The sequence below is a fragment of the Pseudomonas sp. 20-5 genome (assembly GCF_056782835.1).
Genome location: NZ_CM165584.1, coordinates 5,783,961 through 5,800,034, shown reverse-complemented (window position 1 = coordinate 5,800,034; position 16,074 = coordinate 5,783,961). Strand labels below are relative to the sequence as shown.

Sequence of the window (16,074 nt, the reverse complement as noted above, 5' to 3'; positions counted from 1 at the left end):
ATTTTTAATGCCTATATAGTTCCGCATGCCGTCCGACTCCAACCGGGAGACCCGCATGCCCCCGCTTCGCCAGATCCTCGCCGTCCTCGCCCTGGGCGCCAGCCTCGCCAGCCAGACCGCCGTCGCGGCGGAATGCCCGTACCCGGGCAAAGTGGTGTTCGCCGGGCTGAACTGGGAAAGCGGCATGTTCACCACCGACCTGTTGCGCTACGTACTGGAAAAAGGCTACGGCTGCGAGACCGACGCGCTGCCGGGCAATACCGTGACCATGGAAAACGCCCTGCGCCAGAACGATATCCAGGTCACCGGGGAGCAATGGGCCGGGCGTAGCCCGGTGTGGCGCGCGGCGGAGGAGGCGGGCGAGGTGTTCTCCGTCGGAGAGACGGTGAAGGGCGCCACCGAGGGCTGGTGGGTGCCGGAGTACCTGGTCAAGGGCGACCCGCAACGAGGCATCGAGGCGAAGGCGCCGGAGTTGAGGTCGGTCGCCGACCTGCCGCGCTACAAGGCGCTGTTCCGCGATCCCGAGGAGCCCGCCAAGGGGCGTTTCTACAACTGCCCGACCGGCTGGACCTGCGAGATCGTCAACAGCCAGAAGCTCAAGGCCTACAGGTTGCAGGACAGCTACACGAACTTCCGCACCGGCACCGGCCCGGCGCTGGATGCGGCGATCAGTGCGGCCTTCCGGCGCGGCGAGCCGGTGCTTTTCTACTATTGGTCGCCGACTCCGTTGATGGGCCGTTTCAAGCTGGTGCAACTGGAAGAGCCGCCGTTCAGCGAGAAGGCCTGGGCCACCCTGTCCGATCCGAAGAACCCCGACCCCATCGGTTCCCGCTCGTTGCCGGCGAAGATCACCATTGGCGTTTCCCGCGATTTCCATGACAAGGCGCCGGCGTTGGTCGAGCTGTTCCGCAAGGTCGAGATCCCCTTGCCGCTGTTCAACGAGCTGCTCGCCGACATGGCGCAGAATCATCGCGAGGTCGGCAAGGTGCGTGCGCAGTTTCTTCGCCAGCATCGCGAAATCTGGAGCCACTGGGTGCCGGCCGAAGTCGCCGCGCGCCTCGATACCTCCCTGAAGTAAGCCTCGCCAGCCTTCATGGCGCACTACCTGAGCGGGCGTCAGCGCACCCTGGTGCGGCGGCTCCAGGATACCTTCCAGGCGCGCAGCGAATGGCCGACCTGGCTGCTGGTCGCCTGCCTGTACGGCGGTTGGGCACTGCTCGCCAGCCAGTATGAGCGCTGGGGTTGGCCGGTACTGGCGGGACTGGTGCCGTTCGCCTCCCTCTACATGTCGTTGCAGCATGAGCTGATCCATGGCCACCCGACCCGCTGGCCGAGGTTCAACGCCATGCTCGGCTACCTGCCACTGGCCGTCTGGTATCCCTATCCGCTGTACCGTGACAGCCACTTGCGGCACCACCTCGACGAGCAACTGACCTACCCGGGGCTGGACCCCGAGAGTCGCTACGTCAGTCTGTCCGAGTGGCCGCGCCTGGGCTCCTGGCGGCGGCGCTGGCTCTGCCTGGACAAGACCCTGCTCGGTCGCGCCACCCTCGGCCCGCTGCTGGCCCTGGCGGCGATGGCGCGCCTGGAAGGTTCGCGGTTGCGCCGGGGAGAGGGTGCCGCCTGGCGCCTGTGGGGCCTGCATGCCGTGCTGCTGGGCGGGTTGCTGGCCGGGCTTTGGCGCTGGGCGGGCATCCCGCCCTGGCTGTACCTGCCGGCGGTGGCCTATCCGGCCCTCGGCCTGAGCATGCTGCGCTCTTTCTACGAGCACCGTCCGGCCCGCGAGCCGGCGCAGCGCAGCGTGCTGGTCGACGCGGGGTGGCCGTGGCGGCTGCTGTTCCTCAACAACAACTTGCATCTGGTCCACCACGATCTGCCGGGCCTGCCCTGGTACCTGCTGCCGCGCGTGTATAGCGCAAGCCGCCGTGCCTACCGGCGACGTAGTGGCGATTTCCACCTGCCCGGCTATGGTCGTCTATGGCGGCGCCACGGTTGGCGGCCAGTGGATGCGCCGGTGCATCCCGAGCATTGAAGGCAGGCGGACGAGAGCATGATCGATACCCTGGTGGTGGCGGCGCTGGACATGTATGTCGAGCCGGACTGCGTCAGGCAGGCCGGCGCAACCTTCATCGGCGAGGTCTGCCGGCGCCTGGGCGTGCGCCGTTACGCGTCGGCCGCCACCGATCTGGCGGTGCAGTGGCGACAGCCTAACCTGTTGTTCGCGCAGACCTGCGGCTATCCGCTGATGAACCAGTTGCGCGGCCAGGTGGCGGTGCTCGCGGTGCCCAGCTACGACTTGCCCGATTGTGCTCCCGGTGAGCATTGCAGCCTGTTCGTCGCCGCCGAAGGACAGGCGCGCCAGCGCCTCGGCGACTTCCGCAATACCCGCCTGGCGCTCAACGACCACGACTCCAACAGCGGCATGAACCTGCTGCGCCATGCGCTGGCGCCGCTGGGGCGAGACTCGGCGTTCTTCGCCGAGGTGCACATCAGCGGCGGCCACCTGCGCAGCCTGGCGATGGTGGCCGCGGGTGAGGTCGAGCTGACCTCGGTGGATGCAGTGACCTTCGGCTACCTGCAACGCCACGCACCGGAGCGCCTGGCCGGCCTGCGCGTGCTCGGGCGCAGCGCGCCGAGCCCGGCCTTGCCGCTGATCACCTCGCTGCACTGGAGTGCGGCGCAACGCCGCGAGCTGTTCGAAGCGCTGAACCTGACGCTGATCGAGTGCCCGCACCTGGCCGCGACACTGGCGCTGAAAAGCTTCCTCCCGGCCGGCGAGGAGCATTACCGGATTCTCCTCGACTACGAGCGTCAGGCGCAGGGCTGGGGTTACCCGCAATTGCGCTGAACGGTGTTACCGAAGGCCCCAAACCGGTGCGCGCACGCTTCGATCACGTGCACCCAGGGCCGTTCCGGCAGGCTCCTTCTCCCGGGGGAGAGGCTACCTTCGCTAATTCTTAACTACAGAAAAATCAACGGGTTGAATGAAATTCACGGGAATGTGGAGATATCGCCGGAGGGCGTGGCGGCAGAATTGGCCCTTCCTTTGCTTATACTTGTATGTACAAGCATAGATGTGTTCGGTAGACCCAGCCCGACCTCTGCTTCGTCCCCGAATTCAGGCGCACCCTCGCCGGTCGCCGCCCGTTGAACGCCACGCCCAGGAGCCTGCCGTGACCACCCCGAGCAAATTCCGCGATATTGAAATCCGCGCCCCGCGCGGCACTACGCTGACCGCCAAGAGCTGGCTGACCGAAGCGCCGCTGCGCATGCTGATGAACAACCTCGACCCGGAGGTCGCGGAGAACCCCAGGGAACTGGTGGTTTACGGCGGCATCGGCCGTGCCGCGCGCAACTGGGAGTGCTACGACAGGATCGTCGAGACCCTCAAGCAACTGAACGACGACGAGACCCTGCTGGTACAGTCCGGCAAGCCGGTCGGCGTGTTCAAGACCCACGCCAACGCGCCGCGGGTGCTGATCGCCAACTCCAACCTGGTGCCGCACTGGGCGACCTGGGAACACTTCAACGAACTGGACGCCAAGGGCCTGGCGATGTACGGCCAGATGACCGCCGGTTCGTGGATCTACATCGGCAGCCAGGGCATCGTCCAGGGCACCTACGAAACCTTCGTCGAGGCTGGCCGCCAGCATTACGACGGCAATCTCAAGGGCCGCTGGGTGCTTACCGCCGGCCTTGGCGGCATGGGCGGCGCCCAGCCGCTGGCGGCGACCCTGGCCGGCGCCTGTTCGCTGAACATCGAGTGCCAGCAGAGCCGCATCGACTTCCGCCTGCGCAGTCGCTACGTCGACGAGCAGGCCAAGGACCTGGACGACGCCCTGGCGCGGATCCAGCGCTACACCGCCGAAGGCAAGGCCATTTCCATCGCCCTGCTGGGCAATGCCGCCGAGATCCTTCCGGAACTGGTTCGCCGCGGCGTACGCCCGGACATGGTCACCGACCAGACCAGCGCCCACGATCCACTCAACGGCTACCTGCCGGCCGGCTGGAGCTGGGAAGAGTACCGCGACCGCGCGCAGACCGACCCGGCCGCCGTGGTCAAGGCCGCCAAGCAGTCCATGGCGGTACACGTGCGGGCCATGCTGGCGTTCCAGCAGCAGGGCGTGCCGACCTTCGACTATGGCAACAACATCCGCCAGATGGCCAAGGAAGAGGGGGTGGCCAATGCCTTCGATTTCCCCGGCTTCGTCCCGGCCTACATCCGCCCGCTGTTCTGTCGCGGCATCGGTCCGTTCCGCTGGGCCGCGCTGTCGGGCGACCCGCAGGACATCTACAAGACCGACGCCAAGGTCAAGCAACTGATCCCCGACGATGCCCACCTGCACCGTTGGCTGGACATGGCCCGCGAGCGCATCAGCTTCCAGGGTCTGCCGGCGCGCATCTGCTGGGTTGGCATGGGGCTGCGCGCCAAGCTCGGCCTGGCCTTCAACGAGATGGTGCGCAGCGGCGAGCTGTCCGCGCCGATCGTCATCGGCCGCGACCACCTCGACTCCGGCTCGGTGGCCAGCCCCAACCGCGAGACCGAGGCCATGCAGGACGGCTCCGACGCGGTGTCCGACTGGCCGCTGCTGAATGCCCTGCTGAATACCGCCAGCGGCGCCACCTGGGTCTCGCTGCACCACGGCGGCGGCGTAGGCATGGGCTTCTCCCAGCACTCCGGGATGGTGATCGTCTGCGACGGTAGCGACGAGGCCGCCGAACGCATCGCCCGCGTGCTGACCAACGACCCGGGTACCGGGGTGATGCGGCACGCCGACGCCGGCTACCAGGTCGCCATCGATTGCGCGAAGGAGCAGGGCCTGAACCTGCCGATGATCACCGCCCAGCGCTGACCTCGAAAACCGCCTCCACGCCGGCGGGGCGTGGGGGCGGCCGCCCACTGTCCCGACCAGGCCACAACAAGAATGGCGGCGCGCGAGCCGCAGCGGAGTACAGCAGCATGACCCAGGGCAGCGACAGCAAGCCACTGATCGAACGGCGCTCGATCGACTACATCCCGGCGAACGAGCGCCACGGCCGCCTCTACAGCCAGTTCACCCTCTGGCTGGGGGCCAACCTGCAGATCACCGCCATCGTCACCGGCGCCCTCGCCGTGGTCCTCGGCGGCGACGTGTTCTGGTCGCTGGTCGGCCTGCTCATCGGCCAGCTCCTCGGCGGCGCGGTGATGGCCCTGCACGCCGCGCAGGGGCCGCGCCTGGGGCTGCCGCAGATGATTTCCAGCCGGGTGCAGTTCGGCGTCTACGGCGCCTGCATCCCGATCGCACTGGTGTGCCTGATGTACCTGGGCTTCACCGCCACCGGCACGGTGCTTTCCGGCCAGGCCATCGGCCAGCTCACCGGGCTCAGCGACAGCACCGGGATCTTCATCTTCGCCGCCTTCATCGTCCTGGTGACGGTGCTCGGCTATCGCGTCATCCACATCATCGGGCGGATCGCCAGCGTCCTCGGCATCATCGCCTTCGCCTACCTGTTCAGCCGCCTGATGCTGCTCAGCGACATCGGCGACCTGCTCGCCATCCGCCATTTCAGCTGGGCCTCGTTCCTCCTCGCGGTGTCGCTGGCGGCGTCCTGGCAGATCGCCTTCGGCCCCTACGTGGCCGACTATTCACGCTACCTGCCGGCGTCCACCTCGTCGTGGAAGACCTTCCTCGCCGTCGGCCTCGGCTCGGTGCTCGGCGCCCAGGCCTCGATGGTCCTCGGGGTGTTCTCCGCAGCCCTGGCCAACGGCCAGTTCGCCGGCCGCGAGGTGGCCTACATCGTCGGCCTGGGCAGCAGCGGGACCGTCGCCGCGCTGCTCTACTTCAGCATCGCCTTCGGCAAGGTGACCATTTCCACGCTGAACTCCTACGGCAGCTTCATGTGCATCGCGACCATCATCAGCAGCGTACGCGGCCAACTGGAGATCACCCGCGTGCAACGCCTGTTCTTCGTCCTCGCGATCGTCGGCGCCTCGACGCTCATCGCGCTGCTCGGCCAGCACTCGTTCCTCGCTGCGTTCAAGTCCTTCATCCTGTTCCTGCTGACCTTCTTCACCCCGTGGAGCGCGGTGAACCTGGTCGACTACTACTTCATCACCCGCGAGCGCTATGACGTGCCCGCGCTGGCCGACCCCGACGGCCGCTACGGTCGCTGGAACCTGCCGGGAATCGCCGTCTATACCCTCGGCGTGCTGGTGCAGATGCCGTTCCTGGCGACCACGCTGTACACCGGACCGATGGTCGAGCACCTCGGCGGCGTGGATATCTCCTGGATCATCGGCTTGCTGGTGCCGGCGGTCCTCTACTACCTGGTGGCGCGGCGCAAGGCCACGCGCCAGGCCCCGGCGCGAATGATCCTGCCGGCCGATCCCGGCGCCTTCGAACGTCCCGCGCACGGGGCCTGAGACGAATTTCCAGGGCGGCGCGGCCGCCTTCAATCCCATGAACGCCGCCGGCGGACGGCGCTGCCGAGCCCGCCGAACCGAACAAGGAGCCTTCGATGAGCCTGCATCTGAAACCCGGCCAGTTGACCCTGGCCGACCTGCGCCAAGCCTACCTGGCCCCCGTGCGCCTGAGCCTGGATCCCAGCGCCGACGCGCCGATCGCCGCCAGCGTCGCCTGTGTCGAGAACATCATCGCCGAGGGCCGCACCGCCTACGGCATCAACACCGGCTTCGGCCTGCTGGCCTCGACGCGGATTTCCCCGGCCGACCTGGAGAAGCTCCAGCGTTCCATCGTCCTGTCCCATGCCGCCGGCGTCGGCGAGGCGCTGGACGACGCCATGGTGCGGCTGGTCATGCTGCTCAAGGTGAACAGCCTGGCGCGCGGGTTCTCCGGCATCCGCCGCAAGGTGATCGACGCGCTGATCGCGCTGATCAACGCCGAGGTCTATCCGCACATCCCGCTGAAAGGCTCGGTGGGTGCGTCCGGCGACCTGGCGCCGCTGGCGCACATGTCGCTGGTGCTGATCGGCGAAAGCCGGGCGCGCCATCGCGGTGAGTGGCTGCCGGCCGCCGAAGCGCTGGCGGTGGCCGGGCTGGAGCCGCTGACCCTGGCGGCGAAGGAAGGCCTGGCCCTGCTCAATGGTACCCAGGTGTCCACCGCCTACGCGCTGCGCGGGTTGTTCGAGGCCGAGGACCTGTTCGCCGCCGCCACCGTCTGCGGCGGGCTCAGCGTCGAGGCCATGCTCGGTTCGCGGGCGCCGTTCGATGCGCGCATCCACGCCGCGCGCGGCCAGCGTGGGCAGATCGACGTGGCCGCGGCCTATCGCGACCTGCTCACCGCCAGCAGCGAGGTGGCGCGTTCCCATGAGAAGTGCGACAAGGTCCAGGACCCCTATTCGCTGCGTTGCCAGCCGCAGGTGATGGGCGCCTGCCTGACCCAGATGCGCCAGGCCGCCGAGGTGCTGGAGATCGAAGCCAACGCGGTGTCCGACAACCCGCTGGTATTCGCCGCCGAGGGCGACGTGATCTCCGGCGGCAACTTCCACGCCGAACCGGTGGCGATGGCCGCCGACAACCTGGCCCTGGCGCTGGCCGAGATCGGTTCGCTGTCGGAGCGGCGCATCTCGCTGATGATGGACATGCACATGTCGCAGTTGCCGCCGTTCCTGGTGGCCAACGGCGGGGTCAACTCCGGCTTCATGATCGCCCAGGTCACCGCCGCCGCGCTGGCCAGCGACAACAAGGCCCTGGCCCATCCGGCCAGCGTCGACAGCCTGCCGACCTCGGCCAACCAGGAAGACCATGTGTCGATGGCGCCGAACGCCGGCAAACGGCTCTGGGCGATGGCCGAGAACGTCCGCGGGATTCTCGCCGTGGAGTGGCTGGGCGCCTGCCAGGGCCTGGACTTCCGCGAGGGCCTGAAGAGTTCGCCGAAGCTGGAGCAGGCTCGCCGCCTGCTGCGCGACAAGGTGCCGTACTACCAGGAGGATCGCTTCTTCGCCCCTGACATCGAGGCAGCCAGCCAGTTGCTCGCCAGCGGTTGCCTGAACGCGCTGCTGCCGGCCCGGCTGTTGCCGAGTCTTTGATACCCGCCCCCGGCCGCTCGGCCGGGGCGCTCCAGCAAGAACAACAACAGGAGAGCCGAGGGATGACGCACGACACGGGGCTTCGGCGCGGACTGAACGCCCGTCATATTCGTTTCATGGCACTGGGGTCGGCGATCGGCACCGGCCTGTTCTACGGTTCCGCATCGGCCATCCAGATGGCCGGGCCGGCGGTGCTGCTGGCCTACCTGATCGCCGGCGCGGCGGTGTACATGGTGATGCGCGCGCTCGGCGAGATGGCGGTGCACGAGCCGGTGTCCGGCTCGTTCGGCCATTACGCCAGCAGCTATCTCGGCCCCCTGGCCGGGTTCGTCACCGGCTGGACCTACGCTTTCGAGATGATCATCGTCTGCCTCGCCGATGTCACCGCGTTCGGCATCTACATGGGGTTCTGGTTTCCCGACGTGCCGCGCTGGATCTGGGTACTGTCCATCGTGCTGTTCATCGGCGGGCTGAACCTCTGTCATGTCAAGGTCTTCGGCGAGCTGGAGTTCTGGCTGTCGCTGGTCAAGGTCGGCGCCATCGTCGCGATGATCCTCGCCGGGCTCGGCATCATGTTCTTCGGCTTCAGCCTGGGCGGCGCGGCGACGTCCGCCACCGGCGTGCACAACCTGTGGCAGCACGGCGGCTTCCTGCCCAACGGCTGGGCCGGGCTGGTCGCCTCGCTGTCGGTGGTGGTATTCGCCTTCGGCGGCATCGAGATCATCGGCATCACCGCCGGCGAGGCGCAGGACCCGCAGCGGGTGATCCCGCGGGCGATCAATGCGGTGCCGCTGCGCATCCTGCTGTTCTACGTGCTGACCCTGTTCGTGCTGATGGCGATCTTCCCCTGGCAGCAGATCGGCAGCAACGGCAGTCCCTTCGTGCAGATCTTCGACGGCCTGGGGATCGAGTCGGCCGCGGCGATCCTCAATGTCGTGGTGATCACCGCGGCGATCTCGGCGATCAACAGCGACATCTTCGGCGCCGGTCGCATGCTCTACGGCATGGCCCGCCAGGGCCAGGCGCCGGTCGGCTTCTCGCGGGTGTCGCGGCACGGCGTGCCGTGGATGACCGTGCTGCTGATGGCGGTTGCCCTGCTGCTCGGCGTGGCGCTGAACTACCTGATCCCGCAGAGCGTATTCCTGTTGATCGCTTCCATCGCCACCTTCGCCACCGTGTGGGTCTGGCTGATGATCCTCCTGGCCCAGGTCGGCATGCGCCGGCGCATGGGGCCGCGCCAGGTCGCCGCGCTGAAGTTCCCGGTGCCGCTGTGGCCATTCGCGCCGGCGGCGGCGATCGTCTTCATGCTGTTCATCTTCGTGGTGCTCGGCTATTTCCCGGACACCCGCCCGGCCCTGTGGGTCGGGGCTATCTGGATCGCCTTGCTGGTGATCGCCTACCGGCGCTGGGTCAGGCCGAAGGGCGATGCCGCGCATGGCGTGCTTCAGGCCCAGGGAGGGCTGTGACGGAACCGACGGCGGCCTGGGCCGCCGGCCAATAACAACGATCGAGGCCGTTCCCCCGGGCGCGGCCCGCAGGTTTTCCAACTGCCTTTCCCAATCGTGCATCTGGAGCGTCGAACCATGCGATACAAGAAGTCGATGTTGAGTGTTCTCTGTGCCCTCGGCCTGCTCGCCGCCGCGGCGGGCGCCCAGGCGGAAGGCTGGTGCGAGTCCGGCAAGGCGGTGAAGTTCGCCGGGCTGAACTGGGAGAGCGGGACCCTGCTCACCGAGCTGATGCAGTTCGTCCTGGCCAAGGGCTACGGCTGTACCACCGACAGCCTGCCGGGCAACTCGATCACCATGGAGCAGGCGCTGAGCACCAATGACATCCAGGTCTTCGCCGAGGAGTGGATCGGCCGCAGCGACGCCTGGAACAAGGCTGCCGCGGCCGGCAAGGTGGTCGGCGTCGGCGAACCCATCGTCGGCGCGGTGGAGGGCTGGTACGTACCGCGCTACGTGATCGAGGGCGACCCGCAGCGCAAGCTCGAGGCGAAGGCGCCGAAGCTGCGCTCTATCGCCGACCTGGCGCAGTACGCCGAGGTCTTCCGCGACCCGGAAGAGCCGGGCAAGGGGCGCTTCTACAATTGCCCGGCCGGCTGGACCTGCGAGCTGGAGAACAGCGAGATGCTGAAAAGCTACGGCCTGGAGGAGACGTTCACCAATTTCCGGCCGGGCACCGGCCCGGCACTGGACGCGGCGGTGCTGTCGAGCTATCGGCGCGGCGAGCCTATCCTGTTCTACTACTGGTCGCCGACGCCGCTGATGGGCCGCGCCGACCTGGTGCGCCTGGAGGAAAGGCCCGGCGTCGACAAGCGCATCAGGATCCAGGTCGGCCTGTCGCGGACCTTCCACGACCAGGCGCCGGAGCTGGTGGCGGTGCTGGAGAAGGTCAACCTGCCGGCGGAGCTGCTGAACAGCGACCTGGCGCGGATGGCCAAGGACCGGATCGATGCGGCGCGCCTGGCGCGCGAGTTCCTCAAGGAGCACCCCGAGGTCTGGCACGCCTGGGTCGACGAGGACGCGGCGAAGAAGATCGAAGCGGCACTCTGAACCCACGACCGACGAGAGCAGACCATGTTTCCCGAACGCCTGACATTTTCCATCGCCGACTGGGTCAACGCTTGGGTCGACGCCCTGGTGACCAACTACGGCGACCTGTTCCGCAAGATCTCCGACACCCTGCTGTGGGCCATCGTCAACCTCGAAGGGCTGCTCCGCGCCACGCCCTGGTGGCTGTTGCTGGCGATCGTCGCGGCGATCGCCTGGCACGCTACCCGGCGCCTGCTGCCGACCCTGGTGATTACCGGCCTGCTGTTCCTGGTCGGCGCCGTCGGCCTCTGGGACAAGCTGATGCAGACCCTCGCGCTGATGCTGGTGGCGACCTTCATCTCGGTGCTGATCGGCATCCCCCTGGGCATCCTCGCCGCGCGCAGCAACCGCCTGCGCGCGGTGCTGATGCCGCTGCTGGACATCATGCAGACCATGCCCAGCTTCGTGTACCTGATCCCGGTGCTGATGTTGTTCGGCCTGGGCAAGGTGCCGGCGATCTTCGCCACCGTGATCTATGCCGCGCCGCCGCTGATCCGCCTCACCGACCTGGGCATCCGCCAGGTCGACAGCGAGGTGATGGAGGCGGTCAACGCCTTCGGCGCCAACCGCTGGCAGCAGCTGTTCGGCGTGCAGTTGCCGCTGGCCCTGCCGAGCATCATGGCGGGGATCAACCAGACCACCATGATGGCCCTGTCGATGGTGGTGATCGCTTCGATGATCGGCGCCCGCGGCCTCGGCGAAGACGTACTGGTGGGCATCCAGACGCTGAACGTGGGCAAGGGCCTGGAAGCCGGCCTGGCGATCGTCATCCTCGCGGTGGTGATCGACCGCATCACCCAGGCCTATGGCCGTTCCCGGCACGAGACGAGCAAATGAGCGGTGCGCAGATGAACAAGATCGAAGTGAAGAACGTGTTCAAGATCTTCGGCCCGCGTGCCGATGCCGCGCTGGCCCTGATCCGCCAGGGACGCAGCAAGGGCGAAGTGCTGGCGCAGACCGGCTGCGTGGTCGGCGTCAACGACCTGTCGCTGACCATCGGTGCTGGCGAGATCTTCGTGATCATGGGCCTGTCGGGTTCCGGCAAGTCGACCCTGGTGCGCCATTTCAACCGCCTGATCGACCCCACCAGCGGCGAGATCCTGGTGGATGGCGAGGACATCCTGCGCTACGACATGGAAGCCCTCCGGCAATTCCGCCGGCGCAAGATCAGCATGGTGTTCCAGAGTTTCGGCCTGCTGCCGCACAAGAGCGTGCTCGACAATGTCGCCTACGGCCTGAAGGTTCGCGGCGAAAGCCGGGCGCAGTGCCACGAGCGGGCCCTGCACTGGATCGCCACGGTGGGCCTGAAGGGCTACGAGAAGTCCTATCCGCACCAGCTTTCCGGCGGCATGCGCCAGCGTGTCGGCCTGGCCCGCGCGCTGGCCGCCGACACCGAGATCATTCTCATGGACGAGGCCTTCAGCGCCCTCGACCCGTTGATCCGCGCGGACATGCAGGACCAGTTGCTGGAACTGCAGAAAACCCTGCACAAGACCATCGTCTTCATCACCCACGACCTCGACGAGGCGGTACGCATCGGCAACCGCATCGCGATCCTCAAGGACGGCCAACTGATCCAGGTCGGCACGCCACGGGAAATCCTCCACCAGCCGGCCGACGACTACGTCGACCGCTTCGTCCAGCGGCGGGTGGCGAACCTATGAGCGACCTACCGAGCGTCGTGTTCGGCGACGGTCCGCTGCGTTGGCAAGAACTGGTCGCGGTGGCCCGGCACGGTGCGCGCCTGGAACTGTCGGCGGCGGCCTGGGCACGGATCGACAACGCCCGCGCCATCGTCTGCCGTATCGTCGCCAACGGCGAGCGTGCCTACGGCATCAGTACCGGCCTCGGCGCGCTGTGCGACGTCCTGCTGGAAGGCGAGCAGCTCGCCGAGCTGTCGCGCAACACCTTGCTCAGCCATGCCTGCGGGGTCGGCGAGCCGCTGCGCGACGAACAGACCCGGGCGATCATCTGTGCCGCCGTCGCCAACTACAGCCAGGGCAAGTCCGGGCTCGACCGTTCGCTGGTGGAAGGGCTGCTGGCGCTGCTCAACCACGGCATTACCCCGCAGGTGCCGGCCCAGGGCTCGGTGGGCTACCTGACCCACATGGCGCACGTCGGCATCGCCCTGCTCGGCATCGGCGAGGTCAGCTACCGCGGCAGCGTCGTGCCGGCCGCCGCCGCGTTGGCGGCGGAAGGCCTGGCGACGGTGCGCCTGGGAGCCAAGGACGGGCTCTGCCTGGTCAACGGCACGCCGTGCATGACCGGCCTCGCCTGCCTGGCCCTGGACGACGCGCAGCGCCTGGCGCAGTGGGCCGACGTGATCGGGGCGATGAGCTTCGAGGCCCTGCGCGGCCAACTGTCGGCGTTCGACGCCGAGATCGTTGCGCTCAAGCCGCATCCCGGGATGCAGCGGGTCGCCGCCAATCTGCGGGCCTTGCTGGCTGGCAGCCAGGTGCTGGAGAACGCCCGCGGCATCCGCACCCAGGATGCCCTGAGCATCCGCTCGATACCGCAGATCCATGGCGCCTGCCGTGACCAGTTGGCCCACGCGGCGCGGCAGATAGAGACCGAACTCAACTCGGCCACCGACAACCCGCTGCTGCTGGGTACGCCGGAGGCCTACCGGGTGGTATCCCAGGCCAATCCCCACGGCGAATCGGTGGCGATGGCCGCCGACCTGCTGGCGATCGCCGTGGCCGAGCTGGGCGGGGTCGCCGAGCGGCGCCTGGATCGCCTGGTCAACCCGCTGGTCAGCGGCCTGCCGGCGTTCCTGGTGGGCAAGCCGGGAGTCAACTCGGGGATGATGATCACCCAGTACGTCGCCGCCTCCCTGGCCGGCGAGAACCGCCAGCTGGCGCAGCCGGCGGTGGTCGACAACTTCGTCACCTCGGCGCTCCAGGAGGACCACCTGAGCCTCGGCACCAGTGCCGCGCTCAAGCTTGGCAGGGCCCTGGAGAACCTCCGGCGGATCCTCGCCATCGAGTACCTGCTGGCCGCCCAGGCCTTCGAATTCCTCGCCCCGCAACGCTTCGGCCAGGGCACCGCGGCGGCCTGGGGCATCCTGCGCGAGCGCGTGCCCGCGTACGACACCGACCGCTGGCTGGCTCCCGACATCGCCAGCGCGGCGGCCATCCTCGGCGAGCGGAAGAGTCTCGCCCGGCTGGCCGCGAGCATAGGAGACCTGCAATGAAACGACTCTGGCAGCATTGCCATGCCGCCACCCTCAAGGGCGGCAAGTACTCGATCGTCGAGGACGCCGCCCTGGTCACCGACGGTCCGCTGATCCACTGGATCGGCCCGCGCGCCGAACTGCCGCCCGACGACTACGCCGAACGCATCGACCTCGATGGCGCCTGGCTGACCCCGGGGTTGATCGACTGCCACACCCACGCGGTGTTCGGCGGCAACCGCAGCGGCGAATTCGAGCAGCGCCTGGAGGGCGTCAGCTACGCCGAGATCGCCGCCGCCGGCGGCGGCATCGCCAGCACCGTACGCGCCACCCGCGAGGCCAGCGAGGAAGAATTGCTGGCCAGCGCGCGCAAGCGCCTGGAGCCCTTGCTGCGCGACGGCGTGACGGCGCTGGAGATCAAGTCCGGCTACGGCCTCGACCTGGCCAGCGAGCGCAAGATGCTGCGGGTCATCCGCCGCCTCGGCGAACGCCTGCCGGCGACCGTGCGCAGCACCTGCCTGGCTGCCCATGCGCTACCGCCGGAATACGCCGGGCGCGCCGACGACTACATCGAGCATATCTGCTCGACGATGCTCCCCGCGCTGGCCGGGGAGGGACTGGTGGACGCGGTGGACGCCTTCTGCGAGCACCTGGCGTTTTCCCCGGCGCAGGTCGAGCGGGTATTCATCGCCGCCCGCGAGCTGGGCCTGCCGGTGAAGCTGCACGCCGAGCAGCTATCCTCGCTGCACGGTTCCAGCCTGGCGGCGCGCTACCGGGCTTTGTCGGCCGACCACCTGGAGTACATGACCGAGGACGACGCCCGCGCCATGGGCGAGGCGGGCACCGTCGCGGTGCTGCTGCCGGGCGCCTTCTACCTGCTGCGCGAGACCCAGCTGCCGCCGATCGATGCCCTGCGCCGGCACGGCGTGGCCATGGCCATTGCCAGCGATCTCAATCCCGGCACCTCGCCGGCGCTGTCGTTGCGCCTGATGCTGAACATGGCCTGTACCCTGTTCCGCCTGACCCCGGAGGAGGCGCTGGCCGGTGTCACCCTGCACGCCGCCCGGGCGCTGGGGCTGGAAGCCAGCCACGGCAGCCTGGAGGTCGGCAAGCTGGCCGACTTCGTCGCCTGGGACATCGAGCGTCCGGCGGAGCTGGCCTACTGGCTGGGTGGCGATCTGCCGAAACGCGTCATTCGCCACGCCGAGGAGGTATACCGTGGATGAAGTCCTGAGTTTCAAGCGCGGCCGCGTGCCGCTACTGATCAGCATGCCGCACCCCGGCACGCGCCTGACCCCGGCGGTGGACGCCGGCCTGGTGGAGGAGGCGCGGGCGCTGACCGATACCGACTGGCACATTCCCCGGCTCTACGATTTCGCCGAGGAACTGGGCGCCAGCACCCTGGCTGCCCACTATTCGCGCTATGTGGTCGATCTCAACCGCCCTTCCGACGACAAGCCGCTGTACAGCACCGCCACTACCGGCCTGTATCCGGACACCCTGTTCGACGGCCGGCCGCTCTACCGCGAAGGCATGGCGCCGTCCGCCGAGGAACGCATGCGCTACCTGGCCGAAGTGTGGACGCCTTACCACCGGACCATCGCCGAGGAACTGGCGCGGCTGAAGGCCGAGTTCGGCTACGCGCTGCTCTGGGACGCCCACTCGATCCGTTCCCACGTGCCGCACCTGTTCGACGGCCGACTGCCCGACTTCAATCTCGGCACCAACGCCGGCGCCAGTTGCGATCCAGCGCTGGCGGCCCGCCTGGAGGCGGTCTGCGCTGCCGCCGAAGGCTACAGCCATGTGCTCAACGGGCGCTTCAAGGGCGGCCACATCACCCGCCACTACGGCCAGCCGGAGCAGCACGTCCATGCCGTCCAGCTGGAGCTGGCGCAGTGCACCTACATGGACGAGCAGGCCCCGTTCGCTTACCGCGCGGACCTCGCCGAAGCGACCCGCGCGGTCATCCGCGAACTGCTGGAAAGCCTCCTCGCCTGGGGTCGCGAGCGCTACGCCTGAGGTGCTCGGAGGCGGCGGACGCCTGGCCCGTCCTGGCGGACGTGAATGCCGCGGATGGGGTGGGGCGTCCGCGTCGGCATTCTGGAAATTTTCTGTTACAAATTTATTGAGGTCAGCGTTGATGCGGCCGGGAGGCCGAGTGCGCAAAGAGTTGCACAACTGTTCTCCTCTATCCTCTCGGCCAGCATTTCCATCGCGCGGGCTCAGGCGCGTCGCGCCCGGAACCGAATACGCCAGGAACGCACGGCTGCGTTTCCAAGAGGA

General features: G+C 68.1%; 13 protein-coding genes. All 13 read left to right on the top strand.

The genetic code is table 11. The annotated features are described in order from the left end of the window. Positions 1–55: 55 nt before the first annotated feature. The 13 genes from AC1RB9_RS26680 to hutG all read left to right on the top strand — a co-directional run bounded on the left by AC1RB9_RS26680 (position 56) and on the right by hutG (position 15,810). A complete protein-coding gene (locus AC1RB9_RS26680; RefSeq protein ID WP_003457639.1) occupies positions 56–1,078 on the top strand; it encodes an ABC transporter substrate-binding protein in 1,023 nt (340 codons plus the stop codon). Positions 1,079–1,093: 15 nt separating this feature from the next. Continuing rightward, entirely contained in the window at positions 1,094–2,032 is a 939-nt protein-coding gene (locus AC1RB9_RS26675; RefSeq protein ID WP_003114464.1) for a fatty acid desaturase, read from the top strand. Between the two features lie 18 nt (positions 2,033–2,050). Next, positions 2,051–2,848: a phosphate/phosphite/phosphonate ABC transporter substrate-binding protein gene (locus AC1RB9_RS26670; RefSeq protein WP_003457636.1), complete on the top strand. Its 798-nt coding sequence runs from the start codon at positions 2,051–2,053 to the stop codon at positions 2,846–2,848. 325 nt (positions 2,849–3,173) lie between these two features. Further along, on the top strand, positions 3,174–4,853 hold the full coding sequence (gene hutU / locus AC1RB9_RS26665; protein WP_003457633.1) for a urocanate hydratase: 1,680 nt from the start codon (positions 3,174–3,176) through the stop codon (positions 4,851–4,853). Positions 4,854–4,960: 107 nt separating this feature from the next. Further along, entirely contained in the window at positions 4,961–6,403 is a 1,443-nt protein-coding gene (locus AC1RB9_RS26660; RefSeq protein WP_003457630.1) for a purine-cytosine permease family protein, read from the top strand. Positions 6,404–6,498: 95 nt separating this feature from the next. Further along, on the top strand, positions 6,499–8,028 hold the full coding sequence (gene hutH / locus AC1RB9_RS26655; protein ID WP_003114461.1) for a histidine ammonia-lyase: 1,530 nt from the start codon (positions 6,499–6,501) through the stop codon (positions 8,026–8,028). Positions 8,029–8,090: 62 nt separating this feature from the next. Beyond that, complete coding sequence (locus AC1RB9_RS26650; protein WP_003101758.1) at positions 8,091–9,494, top strand: amino acid permease; 1,404 nt, start codon at positions 8,091–8,093, stop codon at positions 9,492–9,494. 117 nt (positions 9,495–9,611) lie between these two features. Then, positions 9,612–10,580 (top strand): ABC transporter substrate-binding protein, encoded by a 969-nt coding sequence (locus AC1RB9_RS26645; RefSeq protein ID WP_003095948.1) that lies wholly within the window; start codon positions 9,612–9,614, stop codon positions 10,578–10,580. A gap of 24 nt (positions 10,581–10,604) precedes the next feature. Next, a complete protein-coding gene (locus tag AC1RB9_RS26640) occupies positions 10,605–11,456 on the top strand; it encodes an ABC transporter permease (protein ID WP_003095946.1) in 852 nt (283 codons plus the stop codon). Continuing rightward, the gene (locus tag AC1RB9_RS26635; RefSeq protein WP_003101756.1) at positions 11,453–12,283 is read left to right on the top strand and encodes a quaternary amine ABC transporter ATP-binding protein; all 831 of its coding nucleotides are present in this window, start codon (positions 11,453–11,455) and stop codon (positions 12,281–12,283) included. The genes AC1RB9_RS26640 and AC1RB9_RS26635 overlap by 4 nt, the downstream gene beginning before the upstream one ends. Further along, entirely contained in the window at positions 12,280–13,812 is a 1,533-nt protein-coding gene (locus AC1RB9_RS26630; protein ID WP_003457625.1) for an HAL/PAL/TAL family ammonia-lyase, read from the top strand. Before AC1RB9_RS26635 ends, AC1RB9_RS26630 begins: the two co-directional genes overlap by 4 nt. Then, positions 13,809–15,017 carry an imidazolonepropionase gene (hutI, locus tag AC1RB9_RS26625; protein ID WP_003457622.1) on the top strand — a complete coding sequence of 403 codons (1,209 nt, stop codon included), beginning with the start codon at positions 13,809–13,811 and terminating at the stop codon, positions 15,015–15,017. Before AC1RB9_RS26630 ends, hutI begins: the two co-directional genes overlap by 4 nt. Further along, positions 15,010–15,810, top strand: a complete 801-nt coding sequence (gene hutG / locus AC1RB9_RS26620; protein ID WP_003095940.1) for an N-formylglutamate deformylase — start codon at positions 15,010–15,012, stop codon at positions 15,808–15,810. The genes hutI and hutG overlap by 8 nt, the downstream gene beginning before the upstream one ends. Positions 15,811–16,074 lie beyond the last annotated feature (264 nt).

Bases quoted from the DNA above. Each gene is read 5' to 3' on its own strand.
- AC1RB9_RS26640 (WP_003095946.1), top strand. From the start codon at position 10,605: ATGTTTCCCGAACGCCTGACATTTTCCATCGCCGACTGGGTCAACGCT.
- hutI (WP_003457622.1), top strand. From the start codon at position 13,809: ATGAAACGACTCTGGCAGCATTGCCATGCCGCCACCCTCAAGGGCGGC.
- AC1RB9_RS26680 (WP_003457639.1), top strand. From the start codon at position 56: ATGCCCCCGCTTCGCCAGATCCTCGCCGTCCTCGCCCTGGGCGCCAGC.
- AC1RB9_RS26645 (WP_003095948.1), top strand. From the start codon at position 9,612: ATGCGATACAAGAAGTCGATGTTGAGTGTTCTCTGTGCCCTCGGCCTG.
- hutH (WP_003114461.1), top strand. From the start codon at position 6,499: ATGAGCCTGCATCTGAAACCCGGCCAGTTGACCCTGGCCGACCTGCGC.
- AC1RB9_RS26670 (WP_003457636.1), top strand. From the start codon at position 2,051: ATGATCGATACCCTGGTGGTGGCGGCGCTGGACATGTATGTCGAGCCG.
- AC1RB9_RS26650 (WP_003101758.1), top strand. From the start codon at position 8,091: ATGACGCACGACACGGGGCTTCGGCGCGGACTGAACGCCCGTCATATT.
- AC1RB9_RS26675 (WP_003114464.1), top strand. From the start codon at position 1,094: ATGGCGCACTACCTGAGCGGGCGTCAGCGCACCCTGGTGCGGCGGCTC.
- AC1RB9_RS26630 (WP_003457625.1), top strand. From the start codon at position 12,280: ATGAGCGACCTACCGAGCGTCGTGTTCGGCGACGGTCCGCTGCGTTGG.
- AC1RB9_RS26660 (WP_003457630.1), top strand. From the start codon at position 4,961: ATGACCCAGGGCAGCGACAGCAAGCCACTGATCGAACGGCGCTCGATC.
- AC1RB9_RS26635 (WP_003101756.1), top strand. From the start codon at position 11,453: ATGAGCGGTGCGCAGATGAACAAGATCGAAGTGAAGAACGTGTTCAAG.